Origin of the sequence: Azospira sp. I09 (genome assembly GCF_009177135.1) — a bacterium.
In the GTDB taxonomy this organism is placed as follows: Bacteria; Pseudomonadota; Gammaproteobacteria; order Burkholderiales; family Rhodocyclaceae; genus Azospira; species Azospira oryzae.
In genome coordinates this window covers 2903891-2923081 of sequence record NZ_AP021844.1, presented here as the reverse complement: position 1 = coordinate 2923081, position 19191 = coordinate 2903891, and the positions used below count along the sequence as shown (strand labels likewise).

The window sequence follows — 19191 nt, the reverse complement described above, 5'->3', positions numbered from 1 at the left end:
ATACCGCGAGCGGGGGCCGGCATAAAGGCTGGCCCCCGGTCCGGCCGGCCTGGTGCCAAGTGCAACAAGAGGCGCCCCGGGGCTGTCGCGAAACCGACAGGACGGCGCCCCACAGCGCCGCCACGGCCCTGACGAGGCAGCAAAAACAAGCACTTTGGGGCAGTGCCGGGCACTGGCACCAAACCTGCTACTTAAGGCTCACAAAAGAAAAATTGTAGGAGAGCCGACATGAGCGCGTTGCAACAGAAGGTGGCCAGTGTCCTGGAAGAACCGGGTTGCGCCACCAACCAGGCCAAGGGCGAGAAGGAACGCAAGGCGGGCTGCAAGAAGCAGCTCACCCCGGGTGCCGCTGCCGGCGGCTGTGCCTTCGACGGGGCCAAGATCGCCCTGCAGCCCATCGTGGACGTGGCCCATCTGGTGCACGGCCCCATCGCCTGCGAAGGCAATTCCTGGGATTCGCGCCATACCCTCTCCTCCGGCTCCCATATCTACCGCACCGGCTTCACCACCGACATGAACGAGATGGACGTGGTGTACGGCGGCGAGAAGAAGCTCTATCGGGCCATCAAGGAAATCATCGACAAGTACGACCCGCCGGCGGTCTTCGTGTACCAGACCTGCCTGCCGGCCATGATCGGCGACGACATCGAGGCGGTGTGCAAGGCCGCCGCCGCCAAGTTCGGCAAGCCGGTGATCCCGGTGAACGCCCCCGGCTTCGTCGGCAGCAAGAACCTGGGCAACAAGCTGGGCGGCGAGGCCCTGCTGGACTACGTCATCGGCACCCGGGAGCCCGAGTACACCACCCCCTGCGACATCAACCTGATCGGCGAATACAACGTGGTGGGGGAGCTGTGGCAGGTGAAGCCCCTCTTCGACGAGCTGGGCATCCGCATCCTCGCCACCATCTCCGGCGACGGCCGTTACAACGACATCGCCACGGCCCACAAGGCGAGGGCGGCCATCATGCTGTGCTCCCAGGCCCTCATCAACGTGGCCCGCAAGATGGAGGAGCGCTACGGCATTCCCTTCTTCGAGGGCAGCTTCTACGGCGTTTCCGACATGTCCGACGCCCTGCGCAAGATCAGCGCCCTGCTGGTGCGCCAGGGCGGCCCGGCGGATTTGCCGGAACGGGCCGAGGCCCTCATCGCCCGGGAGGAGGCCAAGGCCTGGGCCCGACTGGAGCCCTACAAGGCGCGCCTGAAGGGCAAGCGGGTGCTGCTGTTCACCGGCGGGGTGAAGTCCTGGTCCGTGGTCTCGGCCCTGCAGGAAGTGGGCATGGAAATCGTCGGCACCTCCATGCGCAAGACCACCGCCAACGACCGGGAGAAGGTGAAGGAAATCATGGGCACCGACGCCCACATGTTCGACGAGCTGCCGCCCCGGGAGATGTACCGGATGCTAAAGGACTCCCAGGCCGACGTGATGCTCTCCGGCGGCCGCTCCCAGTTCGTGGCGCTGAAGGCCAAGACCCCCTGGGTGGAGATCAACCAGGAACGGCACCACGCCCTGGCCGGCTACGACGGCATCGTCAATTTGGTGGATGAGATCGACAAGGCCCTCTACAACCCGGTGTGGCAGCAGGTACGCCAGCCGGCCCCCTGGGAGCGGCCCGACTGGGAACAGGACCTCGAAGAATGGCAGTCCTGTAGTCAGGAAGAATGCGCAGGCGAGGTGTGCCATGGCTGAGGTCAAGCACAGCAGGAAGGCCTGCGCCGTCAATCCGCTGAAAATGAGCCAGCCCATCGGCGCCGCCCTGGCCTTCCTCGGCATGGACCAGGCCCTGCCTCTGCTGCACGGCTCCCAGGGCTGCACCGCCTTCGGCCTGGTGCTCTTCGTCAAGCACTTCCGGGAGACCATTCCCCTGCAGACCACGGCCATGAACGAGGTCACCACCATCCTCGGCGGCCTGGAGAATGTGGAGCAGGCCCTGGTGAATATCCACAAGCGGGCCGCCCCGGCCCTGGTGGGCCTCATCTCCACCGGCATCACCGAGGCCAAGGGCGATGACGTGGACGGCTTCCTCCAGCTGATCCGGCAGAAGCACCCGGAACTGGCGGACATGGAGGTGGTGTTCGTCTCCACCCCGGACTTCGCCGGCGCCTTCCAGGACGGCTGGGGCAAGGCGGTGCTGCGCATGGTGGAGACCATCGCCAAACCGTCGAACGTGCGCCGCCCCTGGCAGGTGAACATCCTGCCCGGCTGCCACCTCACCCCCGGCGACATCGAGGAGGTGAAGGAGATGGTGGAGGCCTTCGGCCTCACCCCGGTGGTGCTGCCCGACCTCTCCGGCTCCATGGACGGCCACATTCCCGAGACCTTCTTGCCCACCACCCTGGGCGGCACCCGGCTCGACGAACTGCGCAGCATGGGCGAGTCGGCCTACACCCTGGTCATCGGCGAACAAGGCCGGGCGGCGGCGGCAAAGCTGAAGGACATCGCCGGCGTGCCTTACACCGTCTTCGACCGGCTCACCGGTCTGAAGCCCTGCGACGATTTCCTGGCCCTGCTCTCCCGCATCGCCAACACCGAGGTGCCGCCCCGCTTCAAGCGCCAGCGCAGCCAGCTGCTGGACGCCATGCTGGACGGCCACTTCCACTTCGGCAAAAAGAAGGTGGCGGTGGCCGCCGAGCCGGACCTGCTGTACGCCCTCACCACCTTCCTCACGGAGATGGGGGCGGAAATCCAGGTAGCCGTCAGCAGCACCGAATCCCCGCTCCTCAACCGGGTGCCGGCGGACGAAGTGCTGATCGGCGACCTGGAAGACTTCGAGCAGGGCGCCGTCGGCGCCGACCTGCTCATCACCCATGCCCACGGCCGCCAGGCGGCGGCGCGGCTGGGCATCCCCTTCTGGCGCTCCGGCCTGCCCACCTTCGACCGCCTCGGCGCGGCCCACAAGGTGAGCGTGGGCTACCGGGGTACCCGGAACCTGATTTTCGAGGTGGGCAATGTCTTCATTGAAAACCTGCACGAAGCCGTCCCCGACGATTTCCGGCCGACCGCCGAAGCAACCGCCGGTAGCTGCGGCACCGGCTGCGCGCACGGTGCGGCGGCTGTCGCTTGTCACTGAATCAACCAAGGAAGGTGCCGCCATGAGCAAACCGCTGAAAGTCGCATTCGCCACCGAGGACCTGCAACAGGTGGACGCCCACTTCGGCTGGGCCCGCAACATCGCCATCTACGACATCACCGCCGACAGCTCGACCTTGGCCACCGTGGTCCGCTTCGAGGGGGACCTGAAGGAGGACGGCACCGAGGACAAGCTGGGAGCCAAGCTGGAAGCCATCCAGGACTGCGCCATCGTGTACGTGGCCGCCATTGGCGGCTCGGCGGCGGCCCGGGTGGTGAACATGAAGATCCACCCGGTGAAGGTGCCCAATCCGGAACCCATCACCGCCATCATCGGCAAGCTGCAGGCCGTGCTCAAGGGCACCCCGCCGCCCTGGCTGCGCAAGGCCCTGATGAAGGATCAGGAACGCAATTTCGACGACGCCCTGGAAGAGGAAAAATCCCATGTCTGATTCAGCTGTCTGCGCAACTTTTGCCATTGCCGACTCCCCCTTCCTCTCCGAACTGGTCAAGCAGCTGCGCTCCCAGGACAGCTACGGCCACTGGGACGGCAAGAGCGATGTGGAAGTGGTGGGTCCCTACGTGCTGGACAAGGAGGCCCGCAAGGCCATCCCCATCATCGATGACCCGGACCCGGACGTGCTGTGGCGCCTGGAGCTGTACTACAACGCCATCGGCCTGGCCATCGAGCGCCAGAGCAAGGTGATGTGCGCCCCCATGATCAAGATGAGCCACGAGGGCTTCGGCCGCGTGGTGCTCATCGCCGGCCGCCTGGTGGTGTTCAACAAATACCACCGGGACGTGCACCGCTTCGGCTTCGACTCCCTGGAAGCCCTGGCCGAACAGGGCGACAAGATCGTCAACGAAGCGGTGGCCATGATCGCCCGCTTTGGCGAGGTGGCGAATTACGGTTGAAAGGCTTTAGCCACAGAGGACACAGAGGACACAGAGAGCACAGAGAAATTCCGGGCAGTAGCGGCGGCAATACGGATCGTCAAACCCCCCGGCGTTTCCGCTGCGATGTTTTCCCCTCTGTGATCTCTGTGCCCTCTATGGCCACGATTTAAGGAATCCCCCATGAGCGACAATCCCGAAGAACTGAAGGCCCAGATCAAGAAGCTCTCGGCCCAGGCCATGACCTGGAAGATGAACCTGCACGACCTCTCGGAGGAGCTGCCGGTGAACTGGGAAAACATCATGGAAACGGCCCAGAAGACCCACGATGCCTACGCCGCCCTCACCGCGGCGCGGCAGCGCCTGGCCGAGCTGGGCTAGGAGGAATCGTGGAACGCCTGCCCGACCTGACCCGGGACGAGACCTCCTGGCGCCGCGAATGGCAACGCTACCTGCCGGCGGACTACCGGCGGCGTACCGCGGTGCCCATCCGCTTCGAGCGGGAGGCCGACCTCCAGGCCGGCGGCGTGCGGGTCATGGGCTTCGACCGCTGGGGCGAGAACTGCTTCTACCACCACGTCTATGAAGTGCCCGCCCCCATCGTGGACGACGAGGAAGGCGCCTTCCAAGAAGCCCGCTGCTACGGCCAGTCGGTATTCGCCTGGCGCCTCGCCGGCAACTGGCTGGTGTGCACCCGGGAGCACGGCGCCGCCGGCGCCTGCCGCCCGGAGCGGCGCCACTACGCCCTGGCCGCCACCCTGCCCCGCTGAATTTTTCTACAAGGAGCCATCATGTCTGTCTTCAGCGTCACCCTGCCCTCCGGTGTGGAGTGGACTCCCAACTTCGTGCAAAGCATCGACGACGAAAAGTGCATCGGCTGCGGCCGCTGCTTCAAGACCTGCGGCCGGGACGTGCTCTCCCTCATGGCCATGGACGACGAGGGCGAGCTGATCGCCATCGACGACGGCGACGACGACGAGTACGAGAAAAAGGTCATGACCGTGGCCCACCCGGAAAACTGCGTCGGCTGCGAGGCCTGTGCCCGCAACTGTTCCAAGAAGTGCATCAGCCACGCCCCGGCCAAGGCCTGAATCCCGTTCCGCCCCGAGCCGCCGCCATGGACGCCGCCCACTACCTGGCCCTGATGGACCTGGGCCGTCTCGCCCGCCTGCCCCGGGCGCGGGACGACGAGTACGAGGACCTGCTGGCCCTCCTGCTCGACCATGGCAGCGGACCGGAGAGCCGGCCCCTGGCCGCCGCCGTGGCCAAGGGCTGCCTCGGCGACAACCACCTGTGGCAGGACCTGGGCCTGCCCCACCGACAGGCCCTGTCGGACCTGCTGCGGGAACACTTTCCCCGGCTCTTCGCGCGCAACACGGGCAATATGCGCTGGAAGAAGTTCTTCTACCTGCAACTGTGCGAGCAGGCCGAAATCCGCGCCTGCCGCGCTCCCTCCTGCGGCGTCTGCGCCCATCTGGCCGAGTGCTTCGGCAACGAGGACGGGCCGGCCCTAGGCACCCTCTCCGTGAGCGCCCTCCTCTAGGGCAGGGGTCCCGCTGTCAGGAGTTGCACCGGCAGCCCAGGCCGCCAGTTCCCCGGCCACCCGGGCCACCACCTCGTCCCAGTCGCCCCGCCGCTCCTGGCGGAACAAGCGCATCACCCCCGGATACCAGGGCGAGTCCTGGCGCCCTTCGAGCCAGCGCCAGTCGGTCTTGTAGCGGGGCAGCAGCAGCCAGCAGGGCACGCCCAGGGCCGCCGCCAGATGGGCCACCGCCGTATCCACCGCAATCACCAGATCCAGGTTGGCGATGAGGGCCGCCGTGTCGGCGAAGTCCGTCAGCTCCGAGCCCAAGGCGGCGATGTGCATGCCGGCCGGGGGCCACAGGGCCTCTTCCTCCGCCTCGCCCTTCTGCAGGCTGACCAGGGCGATGCCGGGCACCGCCGCCAGGGGCGCCAGGGTCCACAGCCCGGGCAGGGAGCGCTCGCCGTCGTTCTCGAAGCGGGGATTGCCGCGCCAGGCCAGACCCACCCGCAGGCCTGCCGCCGGCAGGCGCCGCCGCCAGGCCTGGCGTTCAGGGGCGCCAGCCTGCAGATAGGGCAGGGCAGCGGGAATGCTGTCCACCCGGGTGGCGAAATGGCGGGGCAGGCTCATCAGGGGCACCCAGGCATCCCAGTCGCCCCGGGCGCCGGGCAGGTCGGCCAGGGGAATGACCCGCTCCACCCCCGGCAGGGCGGCGAAGAGGCGCACCAGGGCCGGCTGGCAGACCAGGCTGAGACGGGCGCCCCGGGCCTCAAGCAAGGGCAGGTAGCGGCAGAACTGGATCATGTCGCCGTGGCCGGCCTCGCACAGCACCAGCAGGTGGCGCCCCGCCGGCGCCTCGCCTCGCCAGCGCGGGCAATGGGCGTGGGCCGCCAGTTCCCGGTACCAGGGCCGGGCCTCGAGGCACTCCCAGCCCGCCTCGTAGCGCCCCTGGCGCAGCAGCAGGTAGGCCAGGTTGATGTGGGCCGACGGCCGGTCCGGCTCCAGGCTGAGGGCCTTCAGCAGGCAGCGCTCGCCCTGGGCGAAATCCTCCAGGCAGATGCAGGCTGCCCCCAGATTGACCCAGGCCGCCGCCGCTCCGGGCAGCAGGGTAAGGGTCTGCAGGCACACCGGCAGGGCCTCCTCGGCCCGCCCCCGGGACAGCAGCAGGCCGCCCAGGTTGAGCCACACCGGCCCCAGGCCGGGATCTTCCGCCAGGGCGCGGCGGTAGGCGGCCTCGGCCTCCGCCCAGGCGCCCCGTTCCTCCAGCACATAGCCCAGGTTGGCCCGGGCCCGGGTCAGCTGGGGCGCCAGGACCAGGGCCTGGCGCAGGTGCGCTTCCGCCTGCTGCCCCTGCCCCGCTTCCAGACAGGCGATGCCCTGGTGGTAGAGGCGTTCCGCCCGGGCGGCTGCGCTGGCGGAGATGGGGGGCAAAGTCATGGCGGCAGCGGCGGACCCTGACGGTGGGCGCCGTAAGTATGCGATGCGGCAAATTTAGGGGCGCTCCCCGTTAAGTAGCTGACGGCCTCGGTAAAAGAATGTAAAGCCGCAAAAACAAAGGCCCGCCGGAGAGGCGGGCCTTGCTGCGGCGGGACCGGCGCTGCCGGTGCCTATACGACTCAGACCTTCTTCAGGAAGCAGGCCTTGAGCATGAAATTGCCCTGGTCCAGCTTGCAGTCCACCTCGTGGTCGCCGCCACTCACCAGACGGATGCTCTTCACCTTGGAGCCCTGCTTGAGGACGATGGAGGAACCCTTGACCTTGAGGTCCTTGATCAGCACCACGGCGTCGCCGTCGTTGAGCACGGTGCCGTTGGCGTCCTTGATCACGGCGTCGGCTTCTTCTTCCGCCGCCGCACCGGCCTGGGGCCATTCAAAACCGCAATCGGCGCAGACGTAGTTGTCGCCGTCCGGGTAGGTGTTTTCCAGGGTGCATTGGGGGCAGGCGGGCAGGTTGGACATGGGGTTCTCCAGTTAACAGGGACGGGATTTTAACCGATCACCGCCCTCCCCCGCCCAATCACCGGCATGCAGAAGGAATTCCGGCCTCCCGGCATCCGCCATCCGTACTATGATCCAGACAGTGCCGGCATCGCGCCGGCACCCTCATTCAAGGAGCAAACACATGGGCAGCAAGGACAAGAAGAAGGAATCCAAGGGCAAGAAGCCCCAACCCAAACCGGCAACCTGCCGCGCCTGATCCGGCGCACCCGGAGCAAATTTCCCCCAAAGGGGAAGCGGCCAGCACTCCTCACCGCAGGAGTCGATGCCGCAAAATAGAAAAGCCGCCCACGGGCGGCTTTTTCCTTTTCTGCTGGCCGAAAAACTCAGGCCGGCACGCCCAGCACCACGTGGCTGGCCTTGATCAGGGCGGTGGCCGGGCTGCCTTCCTTGAGGCCCAGTTCGGTCACCGCCTCGTTGGTGACCACGGCGTGCACCTGGGTGCCGCCGGCCAGGGCCAGCACCACATCGGTGTTGATGGCGCCCCGGGAAGTTTTCTGCACCGTGCCCTTGAGCTGGTTGCGGGCGGAGAACCTCACCTCGCCGTCGTCGGCCATGAGGATGACCCAGGGCGCCTTGACCAGGGCGAAGGCTTCCTTGCCCAGGGCCAGGCCCAGTTCCCTGACGCTGGCCTGGGTGACGATGGCAACGAGCTTGTCGCCGCCGTCGGTGGTGATTTCGACCTCGGTATTGATGGCGCCGGCCGTGAGGGCGCTCACCTTGCCGGAAAAGACGTTACGGGCGCTGGTCTTCATGCTGAACTCCTTTTTGATCAGGGTTATTTTCAATTGCGCTATTTACTACATAATATCGCGCATGGTTCTTGCGTGATGAAGCGCAGTCTAGGTCGTTCCGTTACATAAGTTCAACCATAGCGCTGTAAATCCCCGCGGTGGTGCATCAATGATCGCCCGCGCACCAGAATGGCTATGTAGTTTTGTATATTTCGTGACAAAGAAGAGGCTGTGATGTCCCAAAATCAACAGAAGCTGGTGGGCAAGCTGGCCCTGGAAACCGAGTTCGGCCCCTTTCTCGGCGACACCCGCATCCGCCTGCTGGAAGCCATCGACACCCACGGCTCCATTTCCCAGGCGGCCAAGGCCGTGCCCCTCTCCTACAAGGCAGCCTGGGACGCGGTGGATGCCATGAACAACCTGGCCGACGAGGCCCTGGTGGTGCGCAGCACCGGCGGCCGCCACGGCGGCGGCACCCTGCTGACGGACTACGGACGCAAGATCATCGCCCTCTACCGGGCCGTGGAGCAGGAGTACCAGGGCGCCCTGGACCGCCTCGCCGGCCACATGGCGGAGATCAGCGAGGGCGACGTGCGCCAGTTCCAGTCCCTGCTGCGCCGTCTCTCGGTGCGCACCAGCGCCCGCAACCAGTTCGTCGGCAAGATCGTCGGCCTGCGCGACGGCGGCGTGGATTTCGAGGTGCGCATCGCCCTGGATGAATCCACCGAGCTGGTGGCCATCATCACCAGGGAATCCTCGGAGAACCTGGAACTGGCCCTGGGCAAGGAGATCTGCGCCCTGGTCAAGGCCTCCTCCCTGATGCTGCTGACCGAAGGCGCCGGCCGCATCACCGCCCGCAACCAGCTGTGGGGCGAGATCAGCCACATCCACGACGGCCCGGTTAATGCCGAGGTCACCCTGACCCTGCCCGGCGGCAAGACCCTCACCGCCGTGGTCACCCACGGCAGCATCGAGTCCCTGGAACTGGTGCCGGGCAAGAAGGCCTGCGCCTTCTTCAAGGCTTCCAGCGTGATCCTCGCCGCCACCGCCTGATTCCCCTTTCCCCAAATCCCTTTTCACGACCTTCGGAGAACCGCCATGACCCTGCCCCGCCGTTCCGCCGCCATCCTCGCCGCCGCCATCCTGGGCGCCTTCGCCGCCACCGCCGCCCGGGCGGACGAGGTGCAGGTGGCCGTAGCCGCCAACTTCACCGCCCCCATGCAGAAGATTGCCGCCCAGTTCGAGAAGGACACGGGCCACAAGGCGGTGCTGTCCTTCGGCGCCACCGGCAAGTTCTATTCCCAGATCAGGAACGGCGCCCCCTTCGAGGTATTCCTTGCCGCCGACGATGAGACCCCGGCCCGGCTGGAAAAGGAAAACGGCATCCTGCCCGGCAGCCGCTTCACCTACGCCATCGGCAAGCTGGTGCTGTGGAGCGCCAAGCCGGCCATCGTGGACAACCAGGGCGAAGTGCTGAAGAAGGGCGGCTTTGACCACCTCTCCCTGGCCAATCCCAAGCTGGCCCCCTACGGCGCCGCCGCCGTGGAGACCATGAAGGCCCTGGGCGCCTACGACACCCTGGCGCCCAAGTTCGTGCAGGCTGAGAACATCGCCCAGGCCTACAACTTCGTCGCCACCGGCAACGCCCTGCTCGGCTTCGTTGCCTATGCCCAGGTGCTGGACGAGCACGGCCAGCTCAAGGGCGGCTCCGTCTGGCTGGTGCCGGGCAAGCTGTACAGCCCCATCCGCCAGGACGCCGCCATCCTGGAAAAGGGCACCGTCAACGGCAAGGCCAAGCCCGCCGCCGAGGCCCTGGTCAAGTATCTGAAGGGCGACAAGGCCAGGGCTGTGATCAAGACCTACGGCTACGACCTCTGAGTCACCCCCTTGGGCCGGGCGGGGCGCCAGGCGCCTGCCCGGCCCCCTTTTGCGCCGGCTGCCACAATCACCACCTGCACCGCCCTTCGGCCATACTTACCTGACCCGACTGCCCCACGCCGCCCATGCCCTTCGGTCCCGATGATTGGAACGCCGTCCTGCTGACCCTCAAGCTGGCCGGTACCACCACCCTCCTCCTGCTGCTCTTCGGCACGCCCATCGCCTGGTGGCTGGCCCGCACCCGCTCCTGGCTGAAGGGCCCGGTGGGGGCCGCCGTGGCCCTGCCCCTGGTGCTGCCGCCGACGGTGCTCGGTTTCTACCTGCTGGTGACCCTGGGCCCCAACGGCCCCATCGGCCAGCTGACCCAGTCCCTCGGCCTGGGCCTGCTGCCCTTCACCTTTCCCGGCCTGGTGCTGGCCTCCGTGCTCTACTCCATGCCCTTCGTGGTGCAGCCCCTGCAGCAGGCCTTCGAGTCCCTGGGGGAACGGCCCCTGGAGGCGGCCGCCACCCTGCGGGCCTCGCCCTGGGACACCTTCTTCTCGGTAGTGCTGCCCCTGGCCCGGCCCGGCTTCGTCACCGCCACCATCCTGGGCTTCGCCCACACCGTGGGCGAGTTCGGCGTGGTGCTGATGATCGGCGGCAATATCCCGGAAAAGACCCGGGTGGTCTCGGTGCAGATCTACGACCACGTGGAGGCCCTGGAGTACACCCAGGCCCACTGGCTGGCCGGCGGCATGCTGGTCTTCAGCTTCCTGGTGCTGCTCGCCCTCTACGGCAGCAAAGCAAGGAATCGTCATGGCTTCTGAAATGTACAGCGGCGACCACAGCATCCAGGCCCGCTTCCACATCGCCTATCCCGGCTTCGCCCTGGCGGCGGACCTGACCCTGCCGGGCCGGGGCGTCACCGCCCTGTTCGGCCACTCCGGCTCGGGCAAGACCACCCTGCTGCGAGCCATCGCCGGCCTGGAGCACCATCCCGGCGCCTACCTGGAGGTGAATGGCGAGGTGTGGCAGGACGACCAACGTTTCCTGCCCACCTACCGCCGCCCCCTGGGTTACGTCTTCCAGGAGGCCAGCCTCTTTCCCCACCTCAGCGTCGAGGCCAACCTGGACTTCGGCCGCAAGCGCCTGGCCGCCGCCGAGCGGCGGGTGGACCTGGCCCAGGCGGTGGAACTGCTGGGCATCGGCCACCTCCTGGCCCGCCGCCCGGACAAGCTCTCCGGCGGCGAGCGGCAGCGGGTGGCCATCGCCCGGGCCCTGCTGGCCTCGCCCCGGCTGCTGCTCATGGACGAGCCCCTGGCAGCCCTGGACGGCAAGCGCAAGGCCGAGATCCTGCCCTACCTCACCCGCCTGCGGGAGGAACTGGACATCCCGGTGCTCTACGTCACCCATTCCCCCGACGAAGTGGCCCGTCTGGCGGACCACCTGGTGCTGCTGGACAACGGCCAGGTGGCGGCCAGCGGCCCCCTGGCGGAAACCCTGGCCCGTCTCGACCTGCCCACGGCAGTGAGCGACGACGCCGGCGTGGTGGTGGAAGGCCTCGTGGCCGGCCACGAGGCCGCCTACCACCTGCTGGCCCTGGATTTCCCCGGCGGCCGGGTGCAGGTGGCCCACGGCCCGGAAAGCCCGGGCAAGCGCCTGCGCTTCCAGGTGCGGGCCCGGGACGTCAGCCTCTCCCTCTCGGAACGGGACGACAGCTCCATCCTCAACCGGGTGCCGGCCACGGTGGCCGCCATCGCCGACGCCGACACCCCGGCCCACGTCCTGGTGCGCCTGGAGGCCGGCGGTACGCCCCTGCTGGCCCGCATCACCCGCCGCTCCCGGGACCAGCTGCAACTGCAGCCGGGGAAAAGCGTGTGGGCCCAGATCAAGGCCGTGGCCCTGCTGGCCTGAAGCGGGAGGACGGCATGGACGCCAATCAGCGCAAGCACATGGGCCTGCTCTCGGGCACCCTCATCGGCACCCTGGGCGGCCTGATCGGCCTGGGTGGTGCGGAGTTCCGCCTGCCGGTCCTGGTGGGTCTGTTCCGGCTACCCACCCTGGAAGCGGTGATCCTCAACAAGGCCATGAGCCTGGTGGTGGTCAGCGCGGCGCTGGTATTCCGCATCCAGACCATTCCCGCCACCCTGCTGGCCGACCATGCCGACGTGGCCATCAACCTCCTGGCCGGCAGCCTGGTGGGCGCCTGGTGGGCCGCCGGCCACGCCATCCGCATGCCCAGGCACTGGCTCAACCGGATCATCATGGTGCTGCTGGCGCTGCTTTCCCTGGTGATGCTGGCGGAAGCCCTCTTCGGTACGGCCGGCGGCAGTGCGCCGCTGTTCCAGAGCCCCCTCCTGCGCTACCCGGCCGGATTGCTGGCGGGCTTCGGCATCGGCACGGTGGCCGCCCTGCTCGGCGTCGCCGGCGGCGAACTGCTCATCCCGACCATCGTCCTGCTCTACGGCCTGGACATCAAGCTCGCCGGCAGCCTCTCCCTGGTGGTCAGCCTGCCCACCATGATCGTGGGCTTTGCCCGCTATACCGGCTCCGACGCGTTTCAGGTCATCCGGCAGGAGCAATCCCTGTTCCGCTTCATGGCGGCCGGCTCGATCCTCGGCGCCGGCCTGGGCGGCCTGCTGCTGGGCATCGTGCCCACCCAGGCGATGATGGCCGCCCTAGGCATCATCCTGCTGCTCTCGGCAATCAAGACTTTCCAGCATAGCCGCTGAAAGGCCGGGCCAGGCACCCTGAACGTCGGCACGGCGTCGAGGGGAACCGGGACCGGTATGGAAATCGCTATGCAAAGGCAATCTCCCTTTTATGGGCACCTTTGTAGGATTTCCGACACCATGAAAATCGCCATCGCCGCCAAGGATTTCGCCACCGTCTCCAGCCATGCCGGCCAGACCCGCCAGTGGCTGCTCTACGACTGCCGGCCGGGCGCCCCCCTGCCCGCCGGGGAACGCATCGAGCTAGCCAAGGAGCAGGTCATCCACCACTTCGACGACAACGGCCCCCATCCCCTGGACGGGGTGGAAGTGGTCATCGCCGCCAGCGCCGGCGACGGCTTCATCCGCCACATGGCCAAGCGCGGCGCCCAGGTGCTGCTCACCGGCGAGACCGACCCGGCGGCGGCCCTGGCCCGGGTGCTGGCCGGCGAGGTGCTGCCCGACACCCGCTTCGACCCGAGCCTGGTCCTGTGCAAGCTGAAGGACCTGCTCACCTCCCGCCACTAGCCGCGCCCCCGGCGCGGGGCCAACGACGAAAGCCCGCCATGGTTGCCGCCGCTCCTCTTTCCCATCCTCATTCCCCCTCCGCCACGCCTGCGGTCGACACCCACTGTGTCCTCGGCGATGCCGACCTGACCCGGCTGCTGGGCGATGACGCACCCCACGGCGACCTCACCACTGCCGCCCTGGGCATCGGCCAGAAGCCCGGCCGGCTCTCCTGCCGAGCCCGCCAGCCCATGACCCTGTGCGGTGTCGAGGAGGCGGTCCGCCTGCTGACCCTGGCCGGCTGCGCGGCACGCCCCCTGGCGGCCAGCGGCGAGGCCCTGGCCGCCGATGCCCCCATCCTGGAAGCCCAGGGCAGTGCCGCCGCCCTGCACCGGGCCTGGAAAAGCGCCCAGGTGCTGCTGGAATGGAGCAGCGGCCTGGCCAGCGCCGCCGCCGAACTGGTGGCCGCGGCGGCGCCCCTGCCGGTGGCCTGCACGCGCAAGACGCCGCCGGGCAGCAAAGCCCTGGCGGTGAAGGCGATGCGCTGCGGCGGCGCCGTCATGCACCGCCTGGGCCTTTCCGAGTCCCTGCTGCTCTTCGCCGAGCACCGCCGCTTTCTCGCCGAGCCCCCCGCCGCCACCGTGGCCCGGCTCCATGACGCCCTGCCGGAACACAAGCTGGCAGTGGAAGTGCATAGCGCCGAAGAGGCCCTGGTCTGGGCCCGGGCCGGCGCCGAAATCCTGCAACTGGAGAAATTCAGCCCCGCCGCCGTCACCGCCTGCCGCGACCTGCTGGCCAGCCACGAGCTCCGCCCCATCCTCGCCGCCGCCGGCGGCATCCACCCCGGCAACGCGGCGGCCTACGCCGCCAGCGGCGGCCTACGCCGCCAGCGGCGCCCGCCTGCTGGTCTCCTCCTGGCCCTACAGCGCCCGGCCCCGGGATGTGGCGGTGAGCCTGGCTCCAGTCTGAGCCCCTCGCCGCTGGGCGCTGTGTCGTCTTGGCAACATCGATATGTAGTTAACTAAACAACGTGTCGCCTTTGCCACCCGGCAGAAACCGGCTGGCGGCGCCTTAATCCCTATCAATGCTGACAATCCGCCTTTTGGCATAGCTTGTGCTGAAGCCAAAACCAAGGGGCTTCTTCGCCCCTCGTTATATCCGCAAATAAATAACGAACTGGCAAGGGAGTCGGAAAATGCAAAAAAAGCAATTGATGGGTCTGGTGCTGCTGCCCTGTCTGGCAGTCGCGGGCAATGCCTGGGGACAGGTCTTTTCCCTGGGCGAGATCAAGGTCAGCGCCTCGCCCCTGGTGCCGTCGGCGCCGGGCAGCAGCGTCCTGGAAGCGGAGGACATCCGCCTGCACGACAAGGACAGCGTCGGCACGGCCCTCAACATGGCCGCTGGCGTGACCCTCAACAAGGTCGGCGCCCGCAACGAGGAAATGGTCTACGTGCGCGGCTTCGACCTGCGCCAGGTGCCGGTGTTCATGGACGGCATCCCGGTCTACGTGCCCTATGACGGCTACGTGGACCTGGGCCGCTTCACCACCTTCGACCTCTCCCGCATCGAGGTGGCCAAGGGCTTTTCCTCCCTCACCTACGGCGCCAACACCCTGGGTGGCGCCATCAACCTGGTCAGCCGCCGTCCCAGTAAGGCCTTCGAAGGGGAGGTGGGGGCCGGCGTCAGCTTCAGCGACGGCGGCGACAACTACGGCTACCGCAGCTACGCCAACCTGGGCAGCAACCAGGGCAACTGGTACGTCCAGGGCGGCTACTCCCAGCTCAACGAGGACTACTTCCCCCTCTCCGGCGACTACGGCAAATCCCGGGGCGAGGACGGCGGCGACCGCAACAACAGCTACCGCAAGGACAGCAAGCTGAGCCTCAAGCTCGGCCTGACGCCCAATGCCAGCGACGAATACGCCATCGGCCTGGTCTCCCAGCACGGAGTCAAGGGCACGCCGCCCTACGCCGGCAACGTGGCCGGGGTGACGCCCCGTTACTGGCGCTGGCCCTACTGGGACAAGGACAGCATCTACGCCCTCTCCAGCACCCGCATCGGCGACCACACCCTGAAGCTGCGCCTGTACCACGACAGCTACCGCAACTCCCTCTTCGCCTACGACGACGCCACCTATACCAAGCAGGTGAAGGGCTCCTCCTTCCGCAGCCGCTACGACGACTACACCAACGGCTTCTCGGCCGAGGGCAACTTCCTCCTGACGCCCGCCAACAGCCTCAAGGTGGCCTACCACTTCAAGCAGGACGTGCACCGGGAGAACAACGAGGGCGAGCCCCAGCGCCACTTCAAGGATCGCACCCAGTCCCTGGCCTTCGAGGACAGCCATGCCCTCACCAGCCGCCTGTCCCTGGTGGCCGGCATTTCCTTCGACCGGCGCGAGAGCCTGGAGGCCCAGGATTACAACAGCGCCACCAAGACGGTGTCCGACTTCAAGCGCCGGGACAACCACGTCACCAACGGCCAGATCGGCCTCTTCTACGGCGTTGGCGACACTGGCAGGCTGCGCCTGACCCTGGCCCGCAAGAGCCGCTTCCCCACCCTCAAGGACCGCTACTCCTACCGCATGGGCACGGCCATCCCCAACGAGGCCCTGAAGACCGAGCAGGCCGACCACGCCGAGGTGGGCTACGCCGACCGCCTGGGGCAGAACTGGCAGTACGACCTGGCCCTCTTCCACAGCGACATCAGCGACCTGATCCAGTCCGTCACCCTGGCCCCCGGCGTCTGCGCCAGCCCGCCCTGCTCCCAGATGCAGAACGTCGGCAAGGTGCGGGCCGAAGGCCTGGAAGCCACCCTTCGCGGCCAGGTCGGCAACTGGGACCTGAGCGCGGCCTACACCTATCTGGATCGGGACAACCGCACCAGCTCCAGCGTCTTCCTCACCGACACGCCGCATCACAAGGTGTTCTCCAGCGCCGCCTGGAATGCCGGCCCGTGGAGCGCCGTGGCCAGCGCCGAACTGGCCTCCAGCCGCTACAGCAGCAGCGACGGCAAGCAGGTGGCCCATGGCTTCGGCATCGCCAACCTGAAGGGCGGCTACCGCCTGGGCAACGGCGTCCTCCTCGAAGCGGGGGTGCGCAACCTGTTCGACCGCCTCTACGAGTACAGCGAAGGCTTCCCCGAAGCCGGCCGCACCTACTTCCTGCAAGCCAACGCCCCCCTCTGAGCCAGGAGCCGCCATGGACACCCTTCCCAGCAACCGCCGCCTGTTCCTCCAGGCCCTGGCCGCCAGCCCCCTGGCCCTGGCCATGGGACCCGCCTGGGCCGCCCCGCGGCCGGTGACCGTGGTCACCAGCTACCCGGATGCGGTCATCGCCCGCTTCGAGGCCGCCTTCGAGGCGGCCTATCCGGAATACCGGCTCAACGTCATCTGGCGCATGCCCCACGATGCCCTGCCCTACCTGCGCCAGCCGGGGCAGAACAATGTGGACGTCTACTGGTCCGCCTCGCCGCGCAACTTCAACAGTCTCAAGGCCGAAGGCGCCTGGCAGCCCCTCGGCATCCCCCTGGACGGCCTGCCGACGGTGCTGGGCAAGACCCCCATCGGCGACCCGGAGGGCTACTTCACCGCCACCGAACTGGCTGGCTACGGTTTCGCCGTCAATCCGGCCCGGCTGGGGGCGCTGCAGGTGGCACCGCCGGCGGACTGGCAGGCCCTGGCGGACCCGCGCCTGGCGGGGGCCATCGCCCTGCCCATCCCGGCCCGGGTCGGCTTCGCCCCGGTAATGGTGGACATCGTCCTCCAGGCCTACGGCTGGGAGCGGGGCTGGGCCCTGTGGAGCGAAATCGCCGGCCTCTCCCGCTTGGTGGACCGGGGCGCCACCTTCGTCGGCGACGAGGTGGCCCAGGGCCGCTGCGCCGTGGGCCTCTCCATCGACTTCTTCGTCGCCTCGGCCATCGCCAACGGCGCCCCCATCGACTTCCGCTACCCGGGCCACGGCGGCATCAACCCGGGGCAGATCGCCATCACCCGCAGCGCTCCCAACCCGGAAGGGGCCCGGGCCTTCGCCCGCTTCATCCTCTCCCGTCCGGCCCAGGCCCTGCTCTGCCACCCGGACATCCGCAAGCTGCCGGCCCGGCCCGAGGCCTACGCCCTGGCGCCGGCGGGCTACCACGACCCCTTCGCCGCCGCGGCCGGGGGCGCCTATGACTACGACGGCGAGCGGGGTCGGGGCCGCCTGGCCCTCGTCGCCCACCTCTTCGAAGCCTGCCTGATCCAGCCCCACGCCGAGGTGACGGAGCTGTGGGCGCGCCTGCACAAACTGGAAGCCCGCAGCGGCCGCCGCGACGACCTGCGCCGGCGTCTGGGCGCCGTGCCCTGCAACGAAGCCGAAGCGGACCGGGGCGAGCTGCGCGCCCTGTTCAAGGACCGGGTGGAGGGGGACGACTTCCAGTCCCTGCCCCAGGTGCAGACCTGGCGGGAACAGGCGGCTCAGGTCCGCCGCGCCTTGGCCGCCGAGCTGCAGGAGGCCGGTGTATGAAGCCCGCCGCCCTGCTCCTTAGCGCCGCCCTGGCAAGCCCGGCCCTGGCCGCCGACCCGGGCCGGGAAGCCTTCACCCAGGCCCTGCCCGGGCTGGACGAAGCCACCAGCCAATCCTTCCTGCGGGGCCGCAGCCTGTTCGCCCAGAACTGGGTGGTGGCCCCGGCGAAGGACAGCGAGGTGGACGGCCTGGGACCTCTCTACAACCGGCTGGCCTGCATTTCCTGCCACCCCAAGAACGGCCGCGGCAAGGCGCCGGAACGGGAGGGGGAGAAGATGCAGTCCATGCTGGTGCGCCTTTCCGTGCCGGGCCGCAGCCCCCACGGCGGCCCCCTGCCCCACCCGGCCTACGGCGACCAGCTCAACGAGGAAGGCATTGCCGGCGTGCGCGGCGAAGGCCGGGCCGCCATCCGCTGGATCGAACGGGAAGAGAAGCTGGCGGACGGCACCCCGGTGCGCCTGCGCCGGCCCCGGATCGTTTTCAGCGAAACAGCCTACGGCACCCTGGACGACGCCCTCACCTCGCCCCGGGTCGGCCCGCCGGTGTTCGGCCTGGGCCTGCTGCAGGCGGTGCCCGCCGCCACTCTCCGGCAGATGGCCCGGGAGGCCAAGCCGGACGGAGTGAAGGGGGCGGTAAACCAGGTCTGGCAGGTGACGGCCGGCAAGGCGGCGGCGGGCCGCTTCGGCCTCAAGGCCAACATGCCGGACCTGGCCCAGCAGATCGCCGGCGCCATGGTGGGAGACCTGGGCATCACCTCGCCCCTGTTCCCCGCGGAAAACTGCACCCGCCGCCAGGAGGCCTGCCGCATCGCCGTCTCCGGCGGCAGCCCGGAACTCTCCGCCGCCCAGCTGCAGGATCTGCTCACCTACCTCAGCCTGCTGGCGCCGCCGCCCCGGCGCGAAGGGGAAACGGAAGGGCAGCGGCAGACGGTGCAACGGGGTCAGGCCCGCTTCGCCGCTGCCGGCTGCACCGTCTGCCACCGCCCCACCCTGGAGACGGGGGATGCTCCCTGGCCGGCCCTGGCGCGGCAGACCTTCCACCCCTACACCGACCTGCTGCTGCACGACATGGGCGAGGGCCTGGCCGACGGCCGCCCCGACTACCGGGCCAGCGGCCGCCAGTGGCGCACCGCGCCCCTGTGGGGCCTGGGGCGCTACGCCGAGATCAATGAACACGAGCAGTTGTTGCACGACGGCCGGGCCCGGAACCTGAACGAGGCCATCCTGTGGCACGGCGGCGAGGCCCGCAACGCCCGGGAGCGCTTCCGCCGCCTGCCCCGGGAAGCTCGGGAGGAACTGTTCGCCTTCCTGCGCTCCCTGTAGCCGAAAGATTGCGTTGAGCCCACTCCAGCGGAGTGTTGGCGGGGAACGGGACCGGGTTGCGACACCCGGCCCCTTCCCC

At 68.4% G+C, this 19191-nt stretch carries 22 protein-coding genes; 19 read left to right on the top strand and 3 right to left on the bottom strand.

The window, feature by feature from the left end; genetic code table 11:
- Positions 1–228 precede the first annotated feature (228 nt).
- From nifE to AZSP09_RS13610, 8 genes are all read left to right on the top strand, one after another.
- Positions 229–1686 (top strand): nitrogenase iron-molybdenum cofactor biosynthesis protein NifE, encoded by a 1458-nt coding sequence (gene nifE / locus AZSP09_RS13645; RefSeq protein WP_152090345.1) that lies wholly within the window; start codon positions 229–231, stop codon positions 1684–1686.
- A complete protein-coding gene (nifN, locus tag AZSP09_RS13640) occupies positions 1679–3067 on the top strand; it encodes a nitrogenase iron-molybdenum cofactor biosynthesis protein NifN (RefSeq protein WP_152090344.1) in 1389 nt (462 codons plus the stop codon). Before nifE ends, nifN begins: the two co-directional genes overlap by 8 nt.
- Positions 3068–3089: 22 nt before the next feature.
- A complete protein-coding gene (gene nifX / locus AZSP09_RS13635) occupies positions 3090–3518 on the top strand; it encodes a nitrogen fixation protein NifX (protein WP_197739016.1) in 429 nt (142 codons plus the stop codon).
- The gene (locus AZSP09_RS13630) at positions 3511–3981 is read left to right on the top strand and encodes a NifX-associated nitrogen fixation protein (RefSeq protein WP_152090343.1); all 471 of its coding nucleotides are present in this window, start codon (positions 3511–3513) and stop codon (positions 3979–3981) included. The genes nifX and AZSP09_RS13630 overlap by 8 nt, the downstream gene beginning before the upstream one ends.
- 162 nt (positions 3982–4143) lie before the next feature.
- On the top strand, positions 4144–4341 hold the full coding sequence (locus AZSP09_RS13625) for a CCE_0567 family metalloprotein (RefSeq protein ID WP_014235665.1): 198 nt from the start codon (positions 4144–4146) through the stop codon (positions 4339–4341).
- A gap of 8 nt (positions 4342–4349) precedes the next feature.
- Positions 4350–4730 carry a hypothetical protein gene (locus AZSP09_RS13620; RefSeq protein WP_014235666.1) on the top strand — a complete coding sequence of 127 codons (381 nt, stop codon included), beginning with the start codon at positions 4350–4352 and terminating at the stop codon, positions 4728–4730.
- A gap of 21 nt (positions 4731–4751) precedes the next feature.
- Positions 4752–5051: a ferredoxin III, nif-specific gene (fdxB, locus tag AZSP09_RS13615; protein WP_152090342.1), complete on the top strand. Its 300-nt coding sequence runs from the start codon at positions 4752–4754 to the stop codon at positions 5049–5051.
- A gap of 26 nt (positions 5052–5077) precedes the next feature.
- Positions 5078–5503 carry a nitrogen fixation protein NifQ gene (locus AZSP09_RS13610; protein ID WP_152090341.1) on the top strand — a complete coding sequence of 142 codons (426 nt, stop codon included), beginning with the start codon at positions 5078–5080 and terminating at the stop codon, positions 5501–5503.
- On the opposite strand, the gene AZSP09_RS13605 is transcribed toward AZSP09_RS13610, so the two are convergent.
- Positions 5471–6919, bottom strand: a complete 1449-nt coding sequence (locus AZSP09_RS13605) for a tetratricopeptide repeat protein (RefSeq protein WP_152090340.1) — start codon at positions 6917–6919, stop codon at positions 5471–5473. The two genes, AZSP09_RS13610 and AZSP09_RS13605, sit on opposite strands and share 33 nt — an antisense overlap.
- 179 nt (positions 6920–7098) lie before the next feature.
- Positions 7099–7440 carry a zinc ribbon domain-containing protein YjdM gene (locus tag AZSP09_RS13600; protein WP_014235670.1) on the bottom strand — a complete coding sequence of 114 codons (342 nt, stop codon included), beginning with the start codon at positions 7438–7440 and terminating at the stop codon, positions 7099–7101.
- 66 nt (positions 7441–7506) lie between these two features.
- Here AZSP09_RS13600 and AZSP09_RS19990 point away from each other — a divergent pair, with 66 nt between their 5' ends.
- On the top strand, positions 7507–7758 hold the full coding sequence (locus AZSP09_RS19990) for a hypothetical protein (protein WP_172974766.1): 252 nt from the start codon (positions 7507–7509) through the stop codon (positions 7756–7758).
- A 47-nt stretch (positions 7759–7805) separates the two neighbouring features.
- Here the strand turns inward: AZSP09_RS19990 and AZSP09_RS13595 are convergent, their stop codons facing one another.
- Positions 7806–8234, bottom strand: coding sequence for a TOBE domain-containing protein (locus AZSP09_RS13595; protein ID WP_152090339.1), 429 nt, complete (start codon positions 8232–8234; stop codon positions 7806–7808).
- A 213-nt stretch (positions 8235–8447) separates the two neighbouring features.
- On the opposite strand from AZSP09_RS13595, the gene AZSP09_RS13590 reads away from it, so the two are divergent.
- The 10 genes from AZSP09_RS13590 (at position 8448) to AZSP09_RS13545 (ending at position 19112) form a co-directional block, all read left to right on the top strand.
- A complete protein-coding gene (locus AZSP09_RS13590; protein WP_014235672.1) occupies positions 8448–9266 on the top strand; it encodes a TOBE domain-containing protein in 819 nt (272 codons plus the stop codon).
- Between the two features lie 45 nt (positions 9267–9311).
- Positions 9312–10091, top strand: a complete 780-nt coding sequence (modA, locus tag AZSP09_RS13585) for a molybdate ABC transporter substrate-binding protein (protein ID WP_152090338.1) — start codon at positions 9312–9314, stop codon at positions 10089–10091.
- A 125-nt stretch (positions 10092–10216) separates the two neighbouring features.
- A complete protein-coding gene (modB, locus tag AZSP09_RS13580) occupies positions 10217–10897 on the top strand; it encodes a molybdate ABC transporter permease subunit (RefSeq protein WP_152090337.1) in 681 nt (226 codons plus the stop codon).
- The gene (gene modC, locus AZSP09_RS13575) at positions 10887–11984 is read left to right on the top strand and encodes a molybdenum ABC transporter ATP-binding protein (RefSeq protein WP_152090336.1); all 1098 of its coding nucleotides are present in this window, start codon (positions 10887–10889) and stop codon (positions 11982–11984) included. Before modB ends, modC begins: the two co-directional genes overlap by 11 nt.
- A gap of 14 nt (positions 11985–11998) precedes the next feature.
- Positions 11999–12802 (top strand): sulfite exporter TauE/SafE family protein, encoded by an 804-nt coding sequence (locus AZSP09_RS13570; protein WP_152090335.1) that lies wholly within the window; start codon positions 11999–12001, stop codon positions 12800–12802.
- A 120-nt stretch (positions 12803–12922) separates the two neighbouring features.
- Positions 12923–13309 (top strand): NifB/NifX family molybdenum-iron cluster-binding protein, encoded by a 387-nt coding sequence (locus tag AZSP09_RS13565; protein ID WP_152090334.1) that lies wholly within the window; start codon positions 12923–12925, stop codon positions 13307–13309.
- A 38-nt stretch (positions 13310–13347) separates the two neighbouring features.
- A complete protein-coding gene (gene modD / locus AZSP09_RS13560) occupies positions 13348–14313 on the top strand; it encodes a ModD protein (RefSeq protein ID WP_232058796.1) in 966 nt (321 codons plus the stop codon).
- A gap of 170 nt (positions 14314–14483) precedes the next feature.
- Entirely contained in the window at positions 14484–16475 is a 1992-nt protein-coding gene (locus tag AZSP09_RS13555; protein WP_152090333.1) for a TonB-dependent receptor plug domain-containing protein, read from the top strand.
- Positions 16476–16488: 13 nt separating this feature from the next.
- Complete coding sequence (locus AZSP09_RS13550; protein WP_152090332.1) at positions 16489–17790, top strand: ABC transporter substrate-binding protein; 1302 nt, start codon at positions 16489–16491, stop codon at positions 17788–17790.
- Complete coding sequence (locus AZSP09_RS13545) at positions 17787–19112, top strand: di-heme oxidoreductase family protein (protein ID WP_152090331.1); 1326 nt, start codon at positions 17787–17789, stop codon at positions 19110–19112. The genes AZSP09_RS13550 and AZSP09_RS13545 overlap by 4 nt, the downstream gene beginning before the upstream one ends.
- Positions 19113–19191: the final 79 nt, after the last annotated feature.

What these genes read in the sequence shown, in the direction of transcription:
- nifE (WP_152090345.1), top strand. Translation starts at nt 229, where the DNA reads ATGAGCGCGTTGCAACAGAAGGTGGCCAGTGTCCTGGAAGAACCGGGT.
- nifN (WP_152090344.1), top strand. Translation starts at nt 1,679, where the DNA reads ATGGCTGAGGTCAAGCACAGCAGGAAGGCCTGCGCCGTCAATCCGCTG.
- nifX (WP_197739016.1), top strand. Translation starts at nt 3,090, where the DNA reads ATGAGCAAACCGCTGAAAGTCGCATTCGCCACCGAGGACCTGCAACAG.
- AZSP09_RS13630 (WP_152090343.1), top strand. Translation starts at nt 3,511, where the DNA reads ATGTCTGATTCAGCTGTCTGCGCAACTTTTGCCATTGCCGACTCCCCC.
- AZSP09_RS13625 (WP_014235665.1), top strand. Translation starts at nt 4,144, where the DNA reads ATGAGCGACAATCCCGAAGAACTGAAGGCCCAGATCAAGAAGCTCTCG.
- fdxB (WP_152090342.1), top strand. Translation starts at nt 4,752, where the DNA reads ATGTCTGTCTTCAGCGTCACCCTGCCCTCCGGTGTGGAGTGGACTCCC.
- AZSP09_RS13610 (WP_152090341.1), top strand. Translation starts at nt 5,078, where the DNA reads ATGGACGCCGCCCACTACCTGGCCCTGATGGACCTGGGCCGTCTCGCC.
- AZSP09_RS13605 (WP_152090340.1), bottom strand. Translation starts at nt 6,919, where the DNA reads ATGACTTTGCCCCCCATCTCCGCCAGCGCAGCCGCCCGGGCGGAACGC.
- AZSP09_RS13600 (WP_014235670.1), bottom strand. Translation starts at nt 7,440, where the DNA reads ATGTCCAACCTGCCCGCCTGCCCCCAATGCACCCTGGAAAACACCTAC.
- AZSP09_RS19990 (WP_172974766.1), top strand. Translation starts at nt 7,507, where the DNA reads ATGCAGAAGGAATTCCGGCCTCCCGGCATCCGCCATCCGTACTATGAT.
- AZSP09_RS13595 (WP_152090339.1), bottom strand. Translation starts at nt 8,234, where the DNA reads ATGAAGACCAGCGCCCGTAACGTCTTTTCCGGCAAGGTGAGCGCCCTC.
- AZSP09_RS13590 (WP_014235672.1), top strand. Translation starts at nt 8,448, where the DNA reads ATGTCCCAAAATCAACAGAAGCTGGTGGGCAAGCTGGCCCTGGAAACC.
- modA (WP_152090338.1), top strand. Translation starts at nt 9,312, where the DNA reads ATGACCCTGCCCCGCCGTTCCGCCGCCATCCTCGCCGCCGCCATCCTG.
- modB (WP_152090337.1), top strand. Translation starts at nt 10,217, where the DNA reads ATGCCCTTCGGTCCCGATGATTGGAACGCCGTCCTGCTGACCCTCAAG.
- modC (WP_152090336.1), top strand. Translation starts at nt 10,887, where the DNA reads ATGGCTTCTGAAATGTACAGCGGCGACCACAGCATCCAGGCCCGCTTC.
- AZSP09_RS13570 (WP_152090335.1), top strand. Translation starts at nt 11,999, where the DNA reads ATGGACGCCAATCAGCGCAAGCACATGGGCCTGCTCTCGGGCACCCTC.
- AZSP09_RS13565 (WP_152090334.1), top strand. Translation starts at nt 12,923, where the DNA reads ATGAAAATCGCCATCGCCGCCAAGGATTTCGCCACCGTCTCCAGCCAT.
- modD (WP_232058796.1), top strand. Translation starts at nt 13,348, where the DNA reads ATGGTTGCCGCCGCTCCTCTTTCCCATCCTCATTCCCCCTCCGCCACG.
- AZSP09_RS13555 (WP_152090333.1), top strand. Translation starts at nt 14,484, where the DNA reads ATGCAAAAAAAGCAATTGATGGGTCTGGTGCTGCTGCCCTGTCTGGCA.
- AZSP09_RS13550 (WP_152090332.1), top strand. Translation starts at nt 16,489, where the DNA reads ATGGACACCCTTCCCAGCAACCGCCGCCTGTTCCTCCAGGCCCTGGCC.
- AZSP09_RS13545 (WP_152090331.1), top strand. Translation starts at nt 17,787, where the DNA reads ATGAAGCCCGCCGCCCTGCTCCTTAGCGCCGCCCTGGCAAGCCCGGCC.